This is a genomic window from Ruegeria sp. AU67 (assembly GCF_900312795.1).
Taxonomy (GTDB): Bacteria; Pseudomonadota; Alphaproteobacteria; order Rhodobacterales; family Rhodobacteraceae; genus Ruegeria; species Ruegeria atlantica.
The window spans coordinates 25,677-40,560 of sequence record NZ_OMPH01000002.1; the positions used below are offsets into that span (position 1 = coordinate 25,677).

Annotated in this window: 17 protein-coding genes; 3 read left to right on the forward strand and 14 right to left on the reverse strand. The window is 58.1% G+C overall.

All coding sequences use genetic code 11. The features are described 5' to 3' along the window. Window positions 1-13 precede the first annotated feature (13 nt). Window positions 14-1,402, forward strand: coding sequence for a diguanylate cyclase (locus DK510_RS00330; RefSeq protein ID WP_109310456.1), 1,389 nt, complete (start codon window positions 14-16; stop codon window positions 1,400-1,402). Between the two features lie 5 nt (window positions 1,403-1,407). Here the strand turns inward: DK510_RS00330 and DK510_RS00335 are convergent, their stop codons facing one another. The 4 genes from DK510_RS00335 to DK510_RS00350 are packed head-to-tail and all read right to left on the reverse strand — an operon-like array spanning window position 1,408 to window position 3,312. Then, window positions 1,408-1,881: a periplasmic heavy metal sensor gene (locus tag DK510_RS00335; RefSeq protein ID WP_109310424.1), complete on the reverse strand. Its 474-nt coding sequence runs from the start codon at window positions 1,879-1,881 to the stop codon at window positions 1,408-1,410. Then, window positions 1,878-2,231 carry a hypothetical protein gene (locus DK510_RS00340; RefSeq protein ID WP_109310457.1) on the reverse strand — a complete coding sequence of 118 codons (354 nt, stop codon included), beginning with the start codon at window positions 2,229-2,231 and terminating at the stop codon, window positions 1,878-1,880. Before DK510_RS00340 ends, DK510_RS00335 begins: the two co-directional genes overlap by 4 nt. After that, window positions 2,224-2,838: an RNA polymerase sigma factor gene (locus DK510_RS00345; protein ID WP_109310425.1), complete on the reverse strand. Its 615-nt coding sequence runs from the start codon at window positions 2,836-2,838 to the stop codon at window positions 2,224-2,226. Before DK510_RS00345 ends, DK510_RS00340 begins: the two co-directional genes overlap by 8 nt. Before the next feature lie 6 nt (window positions 2,839-2,844). After that, window positions 2,845-3,312 carry an EF-hand domain-containing protein gene (locus DK510_RS00350; RefSeq protein ID WP_058279674.1) on the reverse strand — a complete coding sequence of 156 codons (468 nt, stop codon included), beginning with the start codon at window positions 3,310-3,312 and terminating at the stop codon, window positions 2,845-2,847. 190 nt (window positions 3,313-3,502) lie between these two features. On the opposite strand from DK510_RS00350, the gene DK510_RS00355 reads away from it, so the two are divergent. Then, complete coding sequence (locus DK510_RS00355) at window positions 3,503-3,901, forward strand: DUF983 domain-containing protein (protein WP_058279642.1); 399 nt, start codon at window positions 3,503-3,505, stop codon at window positions 3,899-3,901. Window positions 3,902-3,926: 25 nt separating this feature from the next. After that, complete coding sequence (locus tag DK510_RS00360; protein ID WP_109310426.1) at window positions 3,927-4,628, forward strand: NUDIX hydrolase; 702 nt, start codon at window positions 3,927-3,929, stop codon at window positions 4,626-4,628. Window positions 4,629-4,650: 22 nt separating this feature from the next. Here DK510_RS00360 and DK510_RS00365 read toward each other — a convergent pair whose 3' ends face one another. From DK510_RS00365 to nuoI, 10 genes are read right to left on the reverse strand one after another with little or no spacing between them, the layout of a single operon-like run. Then, entirely contained in the window at window positions 4,651-6,318 is a 1,668-nt protein-coding gene (locus DK510_RS00365) for a ribonuclease J (RefSeq protein ID WP_058274410.1), read from the reverse strand. Further along, window positions 6,315-7,094 (reverse strand): type III pantothenate kinase, encoded by a 780-nt coding sequence (locus DK510_RS00370; protein ID WP_058274409.1) that lies wholly within the window; start codon window positions 7,092-7,094, stop codon window positions 6,315-6,317. The genes DK510_RS00365 and DK510_RS00370 overlap by 4 nt, the downstream gene beginning before the upstream one ends. An 11-nt stretch (window positions 7,095-7,105) precedes the next feature. After that, window positions 7,106-7,855, reverse strand: a complete 750-nt coding sequence (locus DK510_RS00375) for a biotin--[acetyl-CoA-carboxylase] ligase (RefSeq protein ID WP_109310427.1) — start codon at window positions 7,853-7,855, stop codon at window positions 7,106-7,108. Between the two features lie 54 nt (window positions 7,856-7,909). Next, window positions 7,910-9,352, reverse strand: coding sequence for an NADH-quinone oxidoreductase subunit NuoN (gene nuoN / locus DK510_RS00380; RefSeq protein WP_109310428.1), 1,443 nt, complete (start codon window positions 9,350-9,352; stop codon window positions 7,910-7,912). A gap of 15 nt (window positions 9,353-9,367) precedes the next feature. Further along, the gene (locus DK510_RS00385) at window positions 9,368-10,912 is read right to left on the reverse strand and encodes an NADH-quinone oxidoreductase subunit M (RefSeq protein ID WP_109310429.1); all 1,545 of its coding nucleotides are present in this window, start codon (window positions 10,910-10,912) and stop codon (window positions 9,368-9,370) included. After that, window positions 10,912-13,065, reverse strand: a complete 2,154-nt coding sequence (nuoL, locus tag DK510_RS00390; RefSeq protein WP_109310430.1) for an NADH-quinone oxidoreductase subunit L — start codon at window positions 13,063-13,065, stop codon at window positions 10,912-10,914. The genes DK510_RS00385 and nuoL overlap by 1 nt, the downstream gene beginning before the upstream one ends. A gap of 6 nt (window positions 13,066-13,071) precedes the next feature. Continuing rightward, window positions 13,072-13,377, reverse strand: coding sequence for an NADH-quinone oxidoreductase subunit NuoK (gene nuoK / locus DK510_RS00395; protein ID WP_005984024.1), 306 nt, complete (start codon window positions 13,375-13,377; stop codon window positions 13,072-13,074). A gap of 4 nt (window positions 13,378-13,381) precedes the next feature. Further along, window positions 13,382-13,984: an NADH-quinone oxidoreductase subunit J gene (locus DK510_RS00400; RefSeq protein WP_109310431.1), complete on the reverse strand. Its 603-nt coding sequence runs from the start codon at window positions 13,982-13,984 to the stop codon at window positions 13,382-13,384. Continuing rightward, complete coding sequence (locus DK510_RS00405) at window positions 13,981-14,391, reverse strand: carboxymuconolactone decarboxylase family protein (RefSeq protein ID WP_058274403.1); 411 nt, start codon at window positions 14,389-14,391, stop codon at window positions 13,981-13,983. The genes DK510_RS00400 and DK510_RS00405 overlap by 4 nt, the downstream gene beginning before the upstream one ends. Further along, entirely contained in the window at window positions 14,388-14,882 is a 495-nt protein-coding gene (gene nuoI / locus DK510_RS00410) for an NADH-quinone oxidoreductase subunit NuoI (RefSeq protein ID WP_109310432.1), read from the reverse strand. Before nuoI ends, DK510_RS00405 begins: the two co-directional genes overlap by 4 nt. Window positions 14,883-14,884: the final 2 nt, after the last annotated feature.

Below are 14,884 nucleotides of genomic sequence, written 5' to 3' on the forward strand. Positions count from 1 at the left end.
AACGGTGACAGATATGTCCGTGCAGGGAACCATCCTTGTCCTCGACGGGACTTCGACCAATCGCATTATGCTAAAAGTTCAGCTGACGGCGGCGTGGTATCACGTGGTTCAGGCTGAAAATCTGCAGGGGCTGGCCGGGCTGCTAAGTCGCACACGCCCCGATCTGGTGCTGGTGGCGCAATCGCTGCCTGATGGCTCAGCTGCGGACGTCAAAAGACTGGTGATGGCCAACGCAGAACTGGCCGATGTACCGGTCGTTGCAATCGCGCCGCAGAACGACAAGGCGGCAAGATTGCAGGCACTGTCGGATGGGTTGGACGACGTGTTGGCAGCCCCGTTCAAGGACACCCTGCTTCTGGCGCGAGTTCGCAGCCTGCTGCGCGCGCGCGCAGATACGCAAGAGCTTCAATTGGGCGACGGATCACATCCAGTCGGATTTGCAGAACCCGCAACCGTGCTGATTACGCCGCCGAAATCGGCCCATGTGGCCATATTGACCCAGAGCGCACGGATCGGGACGTTGTGGAAAACCGCGTTGTCCGAGAGATCGCATCACAGCCTAAGCACACATGCAGCTTCGAACATGCGTGCCTTGCTGTCAGGGCCAGTGCCAGACGCGATCCTAATCGAAATAGATACGACGGCCGCGGGCCTGAATACGTTGGCGGACCTGAAGTCACGGGGGGCAACTCGGCATACCGTATTGATCCCCGTCTTGGCCGATGAAAATGCGACAATGGCGAGTGAGGCGCTGGATCGTGGCGCTGACGCCGTGTGTATGGGGGGGTTCTACCTCGAAGAGGTTCAACTACATCTGGATAACCAGATCACGCGAAAGGCCCGAATGGACCAAATGCGCGCCTCATTAAAGCGCGGGCTGGCCGAGTCATGGGTCGACCCTCTGACTGGGTTGCACAACCGTCGCTATGCTATGCAAGCTATGAATCAGATGGCACGACAACCATCGCATACCGGTCACGGTTTTGTTGTCATGCTGGCAGACCTGGATCATTTCAAAACCATCAACGACCGTTTTGGGCATGTCAGTGGCGACCTGGTTTTGACCGAGGCCGCAAGGCGAATGAAACGCACGGTTGGCGCGGCGGGTTTTGTAGCGCGCATCGGAGGGGAGGAGTTTATTATCGGCCTGCCCGACATCTCTCAGGCGGGGGCGATGGATCTAGCAAAGACACTGCGTGACTGTATCAGCAAGGCACCGTTTTCGCTGCCCGATACCTCGGCCGCCGTGCCTGTCACCATCAGCATCGGCCTGACTGCACCGAACCCGCCTCTGCCCCTTGGTGACCCGGTGGAGCGGTTGCTGAAATCCGCCGATACTGCACTTTATGCAGCCAAGAAGGCTGGTCGCAATCAAGTAAGGATCAGGCAGAGCGCTGCCTGAAGCCCTCAGTCCTTTTTCTTGTGGCCACGCGGGCCTCGTTTAACGACCTCCTCCAGCCGGTCGGCATAGACCAGACGCTCTTCATCGCTCATGGCTTCAACCCGAGTCAACCACTCTTGTTGCAGGGCATTCTGCAGGTCCGCCATGGACTGCGCTTGTTGGTCCAGCAGGGCTTGAACCGCCGCAGCGTCAAAGGGGTTTGCCCGCAAAGCAGTGCTGAGTTGGGCAAAATCCTGGGATCGGTTGTGTGCACCCTTTTTGTGTCGGTCGAACAGCTCGCCCCGCATGGCTTTACGTTCTTCCTTTGGCAGCGCACGATACAGCGCCGAACCAAAACCTGGCGGAGATTTTGCATGATCCCCCCCTTTGACCCGCAGCGCGGTCCCCAGGGCAACGCCGACGATCAACAGGTTCAAGGCCAGCGAGATGACCAGCAGAACCGACATCCAGCGGTTTTTGGGTTTGGGGCTATCGCTCATTCGGCGTCCTCCAGAAAACTCGTATCCAGACTTAGGTCAGCGACCACGAAACTAACATCCTGCGCGTAGATGTAATTCGCGGGATCAGGCAGAAACGCCGGTGCTGAAAAGCCGATCCAGACACCCGCCATACTGGCTGCAACCAAACCGCCCATTCCCTGCCAGCCGCCAAACCCGGCCAGAAGGCGCGCCCAAAGAGAGTTTGTCTTTGGCTCATCTGGCTTCAGGCGACCCAGCCGAACAGATTCCGCGTCGGTGAGAATGCGCACAGCCAGATCATCCGGCAACTCATGCCGATCCTGCCGGGCTTGGGCGAACAACAGATCCAGATTGTCTTTGTCGTCAGTCATCGTCGTACCCCAGTTCATCTCGTCGCCCGGCCAGAATCGCCGATAACGACCGTTTTCCTCGTGCCGTAAGGCTTTCCACCGCTTCCACCGAAATACCCATGATCCCAGCGATTTCAGGGTTGGGCAATTCCTCAATATGCCGCAAAACAACAGCTTGCCGCTGACGTTCGGGCAGTTGTGATAGTGCCATTTGCAGTGCATCCTTTCGGGCTGCGTCCTGTAGACGGTCGGCTGCACTGGCCTTTTCATCTGCCGGCTCTGGCACATCCGCCAGCCGGTCCGGCGTCTTTTTGCGGCGCAGATCAACACACAGATTTAGCGTCACGCGATAAAGCCACGTCGATACTTTGGCCTGACCGGGTACCCAGTCGGGTGCCATCTGCCACAGGCGCATCATCGCATCCTGTGTCACATCTTCAGCCTCGGCGCGGTTGCCCAGAAACCGAAGGGCCACTGATAAGCTGCGCGGCGCAAGCCGATCGCTGAGAACGCGCGCCGCCGCGGCATCGCCATCGGCAAACTGCCTGAGCAACACATCGTCGCCCAGTTCGTCCGCGGCGTAATCCAAGCCGCGGACGTATTGTGGAGCAGAGGTCAGGTCCTCCATCCCGCATCAGCTGTCGTCAGAGTCCGCTTTCCCATGTTTCTTGTGGCGCTTTCCCATTCTGTCTTTTGCATCGGCAAATTCCTCTTCCGAGATAGCGCCGTCCTCGTTCGCGTCGATCCGGTCAAACATCTTGTCAGCACGGCGCGGCTTGGGCAACTCGTCCTCGCTCAGAAAACCGTCCTTGTTGGCATCGTTGCGTTCAAACATCTTAGTAACACGGTCGTTGGCCTTCTTTTGACCTGCTGCCTGCATCTCTTCGACGCTCAGCTGGCCGTCGCCATCGGTGTCGGCATTGGTGAAACGCTGATTCCGATGAGCCTGCATTTCTTCCTTGGTCACTTGCCCGTCACCGTTCGCATCGAGCTGTTGAAAGGTCACAGGTTCGCGATCTTTACCGCCTGCGGCGAAAACGGATGTGCCAGTGATTGCCAGTGCTGACACAATGATTGCCGGAATGAATTTGGCGCTTTTCATAACGTTTTTCCCTTGTTTTCGCGGCGCCATTGCCGCTGCTTACATAGGTTCAAACGGGGCAGGCATCCCATTCCGTCGCAGGAAGTGAAACTTTTTTAGAAACGTCTTAGCGATGCAAAGCGACGCACCCCCTTTCCCGAAGCTGCAAACAAGCGTTATATCCTCATCATTGGAACGCGCGAGTATCAACATGACAGATCAGACGATCGAAACCCACGATGTAGAAGACCGCCCGACAAAGCCAGCACTGGTCAAAGGGTTCCGTTGCCGTTGCCCAAATTGCGGCGAGGGCAAACTGCTGCACAGCTACCTCAAGGTTAACAACGAATGTTCGAATTGCGGGCAAGAGCTGTTTCACCATCGCGCCGATGACGGGCCGGCCTATCTGACTATTCTTCTGGTGGGTCACCTGCTGGCACCGGCGCTGCACTTATCTTATGTCCATTGGCGCCCTGAGCCCCTGACGATGTTCCTGGTTTTGGCAATTGGCTGTACTGCCCTGTCACTATTCCTGCTGCCACGATTGAAAGGGGCAGTTGTCGCCTATCAATGGGCTCGTCGCATGCACGGCTTTGGCCAGTCCGCGTGATCTTGGACCGCAAGTTGAGCAACGGATGACGGTGGACAAAACAGCCATACGCGACGCGGCGACAGTCATCGTTTTGCGGGATCGTCTGACCAATCCATCCATCCTGATGGGGCAACGCGGTGCAAAAGCCGCGTTCATGCCCAACAAGTTTGTCTTCCCAGGCGGCGCTGTTGATGCGTCTGATGCGGATGTTGCACTGTCAACTGATCTGCCCGCTGTGTGCTGTGATCGCCTTGCGGAGCGGTCACAAGCCGGGCTGCAGAATGCCTTGGCGGCGGCGGCGATCCGAGAGCTTTGGGAAGAAACCGGACTGATTTTGGGCCAACCAGGTGATTGGGCAGACCCGCGGACCGAAGATTGGGCGACTTTTGCGCAGATGGGATACCGCCCATCGGCACAAGCACTTCAGTTCGTTTTTCGTGCCGTCACCCCGCCTGGGCGACCCCGCCGGTTCGATGCACGCTTTTTCCTGGTAGACGCCGCCGCAATACAGGGCGATCTGGATGATTTCAGCCACGCCTCGGACGAGCTGTCACATCTGCAATGGGTGCCGCTGGACCGGGCGCGCGAATTCGACCTGCCGTTCATTACAGAAGTCGTGCTGGCCGAAATCGCTGCTCGGGTGACAGACCCAACGCCACCTGAAACTGTTCCGTTCTTTCTGAACAGTGAGGAGGAAAGCCTTTTCCTCAAACTTCGCGGTTATCCCATGCCAGAAGCAGACTGAGGGCCGGTGGCCCTCAGACACGTTATTTCATGCGGCTGATTACCGTGGTGACTTCGGGCTTTTTACCAATCTCGGTCTTTGCTGTTTGGCGAACGATCCGGCGTATTGCCTCTTCCAGTTTGTCATCGTCGCGCAGGGTTTTGGCATCGGCCCGCATCAGGAACTGATTCAGGTCTTCTTCCAGAACTTCAACCAATGCGGCGCGGGACGATCCAATCTCGGACAGACCCATCGTATCGCACCACGGCTCGCCCAATGGTTCGTCCTCTTCGTCCAGAATGACCGTGACTGTGACGTGCCCGTTCAACGCCATACGAATCCGGTCACGCACCACCCCATCCAGGGCGCCAACTTTGACCGTGCCGTCCAGATAGGTCCGTCCGGTTTCAACATAGTCGACAACCCGCGGCGCATTCCCTGTCAGATCCAGCATAGTTCCGTTTACGGCCAGAATACCGGTACGCCCACCAGCTTCGGCCAGTTTGGCATGCTCGCGCAGGTGACGATGTTCACCGTGCATCGGAATAATCATCTGCGGATCGACCAGCCCGTGTACTTTCTCAAGATCCGGACGGTTGGCGTGACCAGACACATGGTACAGGCCCGCACTGTCATCGACCACATCCACGCCCTTTTCACTGAGCTGGTTCATGATGAAAATCACGCCACGCTCGTTGCCTGGGATGGTTTTGGACGAAAAGAGAAACAGATCGCCCTCTTTCAGTTCCAAACCGCGGTATTTGCCCCGCGCAAGTTGTGCGCTGGCCGCGCGGCGTTCTCCCTGGCTGCCGGTGACAATCAGCATCAGGTTCTGGCGCGGCATGTCCACAGCCTCTTCGGCGCTGACGACGCGTGGAAAGCTGGTCAGAATGCCCGTTTCGGTCGCGGCTTCGATCATCCGGCGCATCGCGCGACCCAGCAGAACGACCGAGCGCCCCGCCCGTTCACCCGCCTCGGCCAGTGTTTTCACACGTGCGACATTCGACGCAAATGTGGTGGCAACAACCATGCCGCTGGCTTCCTCAACCAGCCTGGTGATCTCGGGGCCGACCTCGGATTCCGAACGACCCGCATGGGGGGAAAACACGTTCGTACTGTCACACACCAGCGCTTTGACGCCAGACTTGGCAACCTCAGCCCAGAGATTGGGGTCAAAAGGTTCACCCACGATCGGATTTTCATCCAGCTTGAAGTCGCCGGTATGTACGATCCGCCCCTCGGGCGTGTCGATCACCAGGGCAGCGCTTTCGGGGATCGAATGCGAGACCGGCAGGAAACCCACCTTGAACGGACCAACGGAAATCTGTTCGGGCCAGGCCGATGCAGTATGTACGGCATCCTCGGGGTGTCCGTGTTCCTCCATCTTGCGGCGCGCGATGTTGGCGGTGAAGGCCCGTGCATAGACAGGCGCACCCAGCGCCTCATAACAATGCGCTACGGCACCCACGTGGTCCTCGTGTGCGTGGGTAACGAACACGGCCTCCAGCCGGTCGGCACGTTCGCGCAGCCACGAGATGTCGGCATGGATCAGGTCAACGCCCGGGGTGGTGTCCATGTCCGGAAATGTCACGCCCAGATCCACAAGGATCAGCCGTTCCTGACCGGGTTTGCCATAGCCGTAGACATAGGCGTTCATGCCAATTTCGCCGGCACCGCCCAGCGGCAGGTAGATCAATCTTTCGCTGCTCATGTCGAGCCATTGTCCTTGTTATAGCGATGTATCACGGTAAGTCCGTGCATCGTCAGATCATCTTCGATTGCGTCAAACCCCACGTCCGCCTGATCGAACAGCGGCGCGAGCCCACCGGTTCCAACGACTTTCATCGGCATTCCATATTCCGCCTTGATCCGGGAAATCAGCCCCTCGATCAATCCGGAATAGCCCCAATACACGCCGGATTGGATACAGCCAACCGTATTCGTGCCAATCACATTTTCAGGGCGGGTGATATCGATATGCGGCAGGGCAGCCGCGCCCTGGTGCAACGCCTCGAGGCTGAGGTTTACGCCCGGCGCAATGATCCCGCCGACATAGGCCCCATCCGCCGCAACCACATCAAAGTTCGTCGCCGTGCCAAAATCTACAACAACCACGTTGCCGCCATGCCGGTCAAACGCAGCCACCGCGTTGGCCAGACGATCCGGGCCGGGCACTGTCCCCTCGTCAACACGCGGATTCATCGGCAACAGACAATCGGGCTTGCCCACGACAAGTGGCCGACATCCAAAGAACCGATCCGCAAAGACCCGCAGGTTGAACACAACCCGAGGCACGGTCGAGGCGATGATCACATCAGTGATTTCAGCCTCGATCCCATAGTGTTTCACCAGCGTCGAATACCACGTGAAATACGCATCCGCCGTGCGCGCGTGGTGGGTCGATGTGCGCAAGGTGCAAAGAAACCTTTCACCGTCCCAGATCGAGAACACAGTGTTCGTATTGCCGCAATCAATAGCCAGAAGCATCTGAGCCTCCTTCAGAAAAACACATCCGCCGCCGGAATACTGACGCGGCCTTTGGCGGTGTTTAGGACAAGGTTGCCCCCTGCGTCCACCGTTTCAAAGGTTCCAACCGTTTCCGACGCTGCGGTACGGGCGGTGATGACCTCACCCAACTTGGCAGCCCGGGCCAACCACGCGGTCCGGATCGGTTCGAACCCGTAAGTCACGAATTGGTTCTCGTATCTGGCATAGGCGACAGCCAGTTCGGTCAGGAAATCCTCGGGCGTTACGTTGGCTCCGGCTTCCGACAATAGGGAAACCGGTCGGACGGCGCCGGGTTCTACTTGATCTGCTCCGGGTGCCTCTGACAGGTTCACGCCGATGCCGATGGACAAGTGCGAGACGCCGCGCCCCTGCCCTGTACTTTCCAACAGGATACCCGCCAGTTTGCCACCGTTCAGCAATACATCGTTGGGCCATTTGAGCGACAAGCCCGTCGCCCGTCCGGTCACTGCAACGCAGGCGTCAAACAGCGCCAGCGCAGCCACAAAGCTACGCAGTGCGGCCTGTTCCGGATTTCCCTGTGGCCGCATCAAAAGGGTCGCGGCCAGATTTCCCTTGGGATTGGCCCACGCCCGACCCCGCCGCCCACGCGCCGCCGTTTGGTGATGCGCCATGATCCACACCGGACCGGTCGTGGTCGGGGCCATGCGGGCGGCCTCGTTCAATGTGCTGTCGACCTCTTTCAGCACGTGCAAGCCGTATCCCTGTGGCCAGTCTGTCATATCAAAAAGGCCCGGTCCGCTGACCGAGCCCCCAAGTTTGATGTGTTACGCTGATCAATTGACAAGAGTAGCCGCCGCAGCTGCCGCCGCGCCTTCAATACCGAACTGATAGAACACGCCCACTAGCATCAACGCGGCAGAGCCCATCAAAGCAACCCACAGAACTGGCGAAGAATGCGTTTCGATCGGGTCGTCGTTTTCAGCTCCGAAATACATGTAGAACACGATCCGCAGATAATAAAACGCGCCGATGACCGAGGCGATGGCTGAGGCGATCACCAGCCCGGTCAGGCCCGCGCTTACGCCGGCCTGCCAGACACCGAATTTGGCGAAAAAGCCCAGCATTGGTGGGACGCCCGCCAGGCTGAACATCAGGATCAGCACCGCCAGCGCCTTGCCCGGTTCGCGTTTGGAATATTGGCGTAGGGCGTCGATGTCCGTGACCGGTTTGCCGTCTCTCTCCATCATCAGGATGAAAGCGAAAGTGCCGATATTCATCGTCACATAGATGGCCAGATACATCAGCATAGCCTTGATGCCCAACTCGGTTCCCGCAGCCAGTCCGATCAGCGCATAGCCCATATGGGCAATCGACGAAAACGCCATCAGCCGCTTGATGTCACGCTGGCCAATCGCCGCGACCGCACCCAACAGCATCGACAGGACCGAGAGCAAGACGATCACCTGTTGCCAGTCCTTGATCACACCACCAAAAGCGTCGTGCATTACGCGTGCGAACAGGGCCATGGCCGCCACTTTCGGCGCTGTGGCAAAGAAAGCGGTGATAGGCGTGGGCGAGCCTTCGTACACATCCGGTGTCCACATGTGGAACGGCACAGCGGACACTTTGAACGCCAGACCCGAGATCAGGAACACCAGACCAAACAGAAGGCCAACCGAAATCTCACCATCCTGAACCGTCTGGATGATACCCGAGAACAGTGTGGTGCCTGTGAACCCATAAACCAGCGAGGCACCGTACAGCAGCAGGCCCGAGCTGAGCGCACCAAGCACGAAGTACTTCAAACCGGCCTCGGTCGATTTGGCACTATCCCGGCGCAGCGCGGCCACGACGTACAGCGACAGTGACTGCAGCTCCAGCCCCATGTACAGCGACATCAGATCGCCAGCACTGACCATCATCATCATGCCGACAGCGGCCAGCGCAACCAATAGAGGGAATTCGAATCGCAGCAGATCCCGACGCGCCATATATTCCTGGCTCATCACCAGAATGGCAGCCGCTGATAGCAGGATCGCCACCTTCGAGAACCTTGCGAACCTGTCATCGACAAACATGCCATTGAACGCGACATTGGTACCATCGCCGTTGGTCGCGATCCAAATCGCCAGCAGCGCCATCAACCCAGCGGTTGTCCAGACCAGCAAAGGTGCCAGCCCGTCTTTCGTCGTGTAGACAGCCGCCAACAGCGCCGCCATCGCATATACGGCCAGAACAATCTCTGGCAGGATTATCGTCAGATCAGCCTGGATCATGTCTCCAAAGCCCCCTTAATGCGATGCGGCTGACTGGGTCGCGGCCTCAGCCGCGGCCAGAGCCATGTCATAGTTCGAAATCAGCGCGGCGGTCGAGTTGCCGATTACATCGGTCACAAGCGACGGGTAGACGCCCAGCAAGATGGTCATCACGATCAGCGGCGCAAAGATCAGCCGCTCGCGCGAGCTCATATCCGTCATCGCCTTGAGGCTTTCCTTGATCAAATCGCCAAAGACCACTCGGCGATACAGCCATAGCGCATAAGCTGCCGAGAAGATCACACCAGAAGCCGCAACAGCTGTCACCCATGTGTTGACCTGGAAGGTTCCCATCAGTGTCAGGAATTCTCCGATGAATCCACTGGTGCCCGGCAGACCTACATTGGCCATGGTGAACAACATGAAGACCAGCGCATAGGCTGGCATGCGAATGACCAAACCACCGTAAGCCTCGATGTCGCGAGTATGCATCCGGTCATAGATCACGCCAACACACAGGAAGAGCGCAGCCGAGATGAACCCGTGGCTAAGCATCTGGAAGATCGCGCCGTCAATGCCCTGCTGGTTCGCAGCAAAGATGCCCATGGTTACAAAGCCCATATGCGCGACCGAAGAGTACGCGATAAGCTTTTTCATATCTTCCTGCACCAGCGCCACCAGCGAGGTGTAGACAACGGCAATCGCTGACATCCACAACACCAGATCAGTCATCACTGCCGAACCCACCGGGAACATCGGCAAGCTGAACCGCAAGAAGCCGTAGCCGCCCATCTTCAACAGGATCGCCGCCAGAACGACCGATCCAGCGGTCGGTGCCTGAACGTGGGCGTCCGGCAGCCAAGTGTGTACCGGCCACATCGGCATCTTCACTGCAAACGATGCGAAAAATGCCAGGAACATCAGCGTCTGCATGCCGCCGACAACATAGATGCCAAGCACGCTGAACCCTTCGGACGAGAAGTGATGGCTCATCAGTGCTTCGATATCGGTAGTGCCCGCATCCGCATACATCGCGACCATCGCCACCAGCATCAGCACCGATCCAAGGAAGGTATAGAGGAAGAACTTGAAGCTGGCGTAGATGCGTTCTTTGCCGCCCCAGATGCCGATGATCAGGAACATCGGGATCAGACCTGCCTCAAAAAACAGATAGAACAGGACCAGATCCAGCGCCATGAACACGCCCAGCATCAGCGTCTCCAGAAGCAGGAAGGCGATCATGTATTCCTTGACGCGGTCCGTGACGTGCCAGCTGGCCAGAATGGTCAGGGGCATGATGAAGGTGGTCAACAAGACAAACAGAACGCTGATACCATCCACGCCCATCTTGTATTTCAGACCCAGCAGCCATTCGCCTTCTTCCACCATCTGGAAGCCGGTGTTGGACGGATCAAAACCCGTGTAAATGCCGATCGAGACTAGGAACGTCACCGTGGTTGCCACAAGTGCAACCCATTTGGCATTGCGCTGCGCCGCCACGTCCTCGCCATGCAGGAACAGGGCCAGAATGCCTGCTGCCACAGCGGGGATGAAGGTGACGATGGAGAGGATATTATCCATTAGTGTGCGCCTCCGCCGATCGATATCCAGGTGACAAGGGCAGCGATACCCAGAACCATCCAGAAGGCGTAAGTAAAGATGTAGCCCGTCTGCGCCTTACCAGCGAGGCGGGTAAAGAAGGGTACAACACCCATGGCCACCCCGTTGAGGAAACCGTCAATAGTGTTGCCGTCACCCCGTTTCCACAGGAACCGGCCGAGCGCGATGGTGGGTTTGACGAAAACCGCGTCATAGATCTCGTCAAAGTACCACTTGTTCAGCAGGAACAGGTACAGGGGGCGCTGGTTCTGCGCCAAACGCGTCGGCAGCGATGTGTTCACGATGTAGAACCAGAAGGCCATGATAAAGCCCAAAGCCATGGCGACAAAAGGCGAAACCTTGACCCACTTGGGGGCGGCATGCGCATCGTCCAGAACATGATTGTCCGGCGCGATGTAAATCGCGCCCTCGCCCGGCTCACCCGCGAAGATGTAATGGTGGTCGTCGCCGTGCGCCGCTTTTTCTTCGTGTCCGGCGTCATCACCATGGCTTTCATCCGCGTGCGCCTCAACCGCATGCGTATCGTCTCCATGGGTCGTATCGGCTGTACCGTGATCACTGGCCTCTGCATGCTCGGACGCCTCAGCCACCGGTATACCGTAGAACTTGCCGACCTTGTCTGTGTGACCAAAGAAGTTGCCATACCAGATCATCCCGGCAAACACCGCGCCCAAGGACAGAACACCCAGCGGCACCAGCATGGTCATCGGACTTTCATGCGCGTGCTCATGCGTATGCTTGTCGCCACGTTCTTCGCCATAAAAGGTCAGGAAAATCAAACGCCAGCTGTAGAATGACGTGAACGCCGCCGCGATCACCAGCATCCAGAAGGCATATCCGGTGCCGCCGGCAAAGGCGCTTTCGATGATGGCATCCTTGGACAGGAACCCGGCGAATCCGATTTGGGTCAGCGGGATCCCGACGCCTGTAATCGCCAGGGTTCCGATCATCATCGCCCAGAATGTATAGGGGATTTTCTTCCGCAGGCCGCCGTATTCGGTCATCTCCTGCTCGTGATGCATCGCGTGGATCACCGAACCTGCGCCAAGGAACAACAGCGCCTTGAAGAAAGCATGGGTCAGCAAGTGGAACATCGCTGCCGAATACATACCTACACCCGCGGCCACGAACATGTAGCCCAACTGAGAGCAAGTCGAATAGGCAATGACGCGCTTGATGTCGGTCTGAACCAGACCAACGGTTGCAGCAAAAAACGCGGTCGAGGCCCCAAGGAAGGTGATGAACCCGGTGGCACCAGGCGCAAATTCCATCAATGGCGACATCCGGCAGATCAGGAACACACCCGCCGTCACCATGGTTGCAGCGTGGATCAGCGCCGACACAGGCGTCGGGCCTTCCATCGCGTCCGGCAACCAGGTGTGCAGGATCAACTGCGCTGATTTACCCATCGCGCCAATGAACAGCAGAACGCATATCACCTCAATTGCGGTCCACTCACCCCACAGGAAGTGTAGCTTTTCTTCGGCCAGCGCAGGGGCCGAGGCAAAAATGTCCGAGAAATTGATGCTGTCCGTCAGGAAGAACAGCGCGAAGATGCCCAGAGCAAAGCCAAAGTCGCCAATCCGGTTTACGATGAACGCTTTCATCGCTGCCGCATTGGCCGTGGGCTTGCGATAATAGAACCCGATCAGCAGGTACGAGGCTACACCCACACCTTCCCAACCAAAGAACATCTGAACCAGATTGTCCGCTGTCACCAGCATCAGCATGGCGAAGGTGAAGAACGACAGATAGGCAAAGAAACGCGGCTTATAGCTCTCGCCCTCGCGCCATTGCGGATCGTGATCCATGTAGCCGAAGGAATAGAGGTGCACGAGCGCCGAAACCGTCGTCACCACGATCAGCATGATCGCGGTCAGACGATCCAGTCGAACGGCCCAGCTTGTCGACAGCGAACCGCTTTCGATCCAGCGCATGATCTCGATCTGCTGGGTCACACCGTCGAACGAGAAGAACACGATCCAGGACAGCAGACAGGCCAGGAACAGCAGGCCAGTGGCGGTCCACATGGCGGCTTTCTCGCCAATGAACTTCCAGCCGAACCCGCAGATCAGCGCGCCCACCAACGGGGCAAAGAGGATGGTGGTTTCCATGTTCTCTTACCCCTTCATCATATTGACGTCTTCAACCGCGATGGTGCCACGGTTGCGGAAGAAGCAGACCAGAATGGCCAGCCCGATCGCCGCCTCGGCCGCCGCCACGGTCAGCACGAACAGCGTAAACACCTGCCCGACCAGATCGCCGAGGAAGCTTGAGAACGCCACAAGGTTGATATTCACCGCCAGCAGCATCAGTTCGATGCTCATCAGCAGGATGATGACGTTCTTGCGGTTCAGGAAGAGACCGAAGATGCCGATGACGAACAGCGTCGCTGCGACCGTAAGATAGTGTTCAAGTCCGATCATCGTCTTAAAGCCCCTGACCCGGTTTCACGTCCTTCAGCTCCATCGCCTTGGCCGGGTCGCGCATCATCTGGCCGACGATGTCCTGACGCTTGATGTCCTTGCGGTGGCGTAGCGTCAGCACGATGGCACCGATCATGGCCACCAGCAGAATTAGGCCCGCCAGTTGGAACAGAAGGAAGTATTGATCGTAAAGAATGACGCCCAACGCCTCGGTATTGTGGCGGTCTGTTGGGACCGGCTGGGCTAGATTGGCCTCAACGCCTTGCGCGCTGTCCCATGCGCCAAAGGCCATGACGAACTGCATCAGGATGATCAGACCGATCAGCAGGGCCAGCGGCATATAACGCGCCATCTCGGCCTTGAGCTCGGCAAAGTCCACGTCCAGCATCATCACCACGAAGAGGAACAGCACTGCCACCGCGCCGACATAGACGATGATCAGCAGCATCGCCACGAACTCGGCCCCCAGCAGCACGAACAGCCCCGCCGCTGACAGGAACGACAGGATCAGCCAAAGCACCGAGTGCACTGGCTGGCGGCTGATCACTGTGAACAGCCCACCGGTGATGGCACTCATGGCAAACAGGTAGAAGGCAAAGACGGTCATTGATCCGTATCCTCGTTATCGCCCAGAACCTCTTGCGCCAGTTCCAGCGCGCGGGTCATGGCCGGGATGCCGGCAAAGACCGACATCTGACCGATCGCTTCCACGATCTCTTGTTTCCTAGCGCCCGCTTCCAGCGCGTGGCGCACGGTCTGACGCACGGCCGCGTCCGCCTGCGCCCCCTGGCAGGTCAGCCCGGCAAGCGTCAGCAGCAGCCGCGTCTTGGCGTCCAGCCCGTCCTTGTTGACGGTGTTGCCGAACATCATCTCCATGACCTCTTTGGGCATGGTCGGCCACAGCGCCTCGAACCCTTTGGGCGAGAAATTCTCCATCGCCGGGTTCATCGCCTTGGCCATGTCCTGCGCCTGTTTCATCATCAGGTCGAACGGATTTTGAGGCGTGTCAGTCATCGGTACGGCGCGTCCATTTCCAGATTGCGGGCGATCTCGGCTTCCCAGCGTTCGCCGTTGTCGAGCAGCTTTTCCTTGTCATAGAACAGCTCTTCGCGGGTTTCCGTGGCGAATTCGAAGTTCGGCCCCTCTACGATGGCGTCCACCGGGCAGGCTTCTTGGCAAAAACCGCAATAGATGCACTTGGTCATATCGATGTCATACCGCGTGGTACGGCGGCTGCTGTCTTCGCGCGGTTCGGCGTCGATGGTGATGGCCTGCGCCGGGCAAATCGCTTCACACAGCTTGCAAGCGATGCAGCGTTCCTCACCGTTCGGGTAACGTCTCAGGGCATGCTCACCACGAAAGCGTGGGGAGAGAGGGCCTTTTTCGTGCGGGTAATTGATGGTGGCCTTTGGGGCGAAGAAGTACTTCAAACCCAGCTTCATGCCGACCAAGAAATCCTGCAGCAGAAAGTATTTGGCGGCGCGAGTGTAGTCGATTTGGGTCATGA

What these genes read in the sequence shown, in the direction of transcription:
- DK510_RS00330 (WP_109310456.1), top strand. Translation starts at nt 14, where the DNA reads ATGTCCGTGCAGGGAACCATCCTTGTCCTCGACGGGACTTCGACCAAT.
- DK510_RS00335 (WP_109310424.1), bottom strand. Translation starts at nt 1,881, where the DNA reads ATGAGCGATAGCCCCAAACCCAAAAACCGCTGGATGTCGGTTCTGCTG.
- DK510_RS00340 (WP_109310457.1), bottom strand. Translation starts at nt 2,231, where the DNA reads ATGACTGACGACAAAGACAATCTGGATCTGTTGTTCGCCCAAGCCCGG.
- DK510_RS00345 (WP_109310425.1), bottom strand. Translation starts at nt 2,838, where the DNA reads ATGGAGGACCTGACCTCTGCTCCACAATACGTCCGCGGCTTGGATTAC.
- DK510_RS00350 (WP_058279674.1), bottom strand. Translation starts at nt 3,312, where the DNA reads ATGAAAAGCGCCAAATTCATTCCGGCAATCATTGTGTCAGCACTGGCA.
- DK510_RS00355 (WP_058279642.1), top strand. Translation starts at nt 3,503, where the DNA reads ATGACAGATCAGACGATCGAAACCCACGATGTAGAAGACCGCCCGACA.
- DK510_RS00360 (WP_109310426.1), top strand. Translation starts at nt 3,927, where the DNA reads ATGACGGTGGACAAAACAGCCATACGCGACGCGGCGACAGTCATCGTT.
- DK510_RS00365 (WP_058274410.1), bottom strand. Translation starts at nt 6,318, where the DNA reads ATGAGCAGCGAAAGATTGATCTACCTGCCGCTGGGCGGTGCCGGCGAA.
- DK510_RS00370 (WP_058274409.1), bottom strand. Translation starts at nt 7,094, where the DNA reads ATGCTTCTGGCTATTGATTGCGGCAATACGAACACTGTGTTCTCGATC.
- DK510_RS00375 (WP_109310427.1), bottom strand. Translation starts at nt 7,855, where the DNA reads ATGACAGACTGGCCACAGGGATACGGCTTGCACGTGCTGAAAGAGGTC.
- nuoN (WP_109310428.1), bottom strand. Translation starts at nt 9,352, where the DNA reads ATGATCCAGGCTGATCTGACGATAATCCTGCCAGAGATTGTTCTGGCC.
- DK510_RS00385 (WP_109310429.1), bottom strand. Translation starts at nt 10,912, where the DNA reads ATGGATAATATCCTCTCCATCGTCACCTTCATCCCCGCTGTGGCAGCA.
- nuoL (WP_109310430.1), bottom strand. Translation starts at nt 13,065, where the DNA reads ATGGAAACCACCATCCTCTTTGCCCCGTTGGTGGGCGCGCTGATCTGC.
- nuoK (WP_005984024.1), bottom strand. Translation starts at nt 13,377, where the DNA reads ATGATCGGACTTGAACACTATCTTACGGTCGCAGCGACGCTGTTCGTC.
- DK510_RS00400 (WP_109310431.1), bottom strand. Translation starts at nt 13,984, where the DNA reads ATGACCGTCTTTGCCTTCTACCTGTTTGCCATGAGTGCCATCACCGGT.
- DK510_RS00405 (WP_058274403.1), bottom strand. Translation starts at nt 14,391, where the DNA reads ATGACTGACACGCCTCAAAATCCGTTCGACCTGATGATGAAACAGGCG.
- nuoI (WP_109310432.1), bottom strand. Translation starts at nt 14,882, where the DNA reads ATGACCCAAATCGACTACACTCGCGCCGCCAAATACTTTCTGCTGCAG.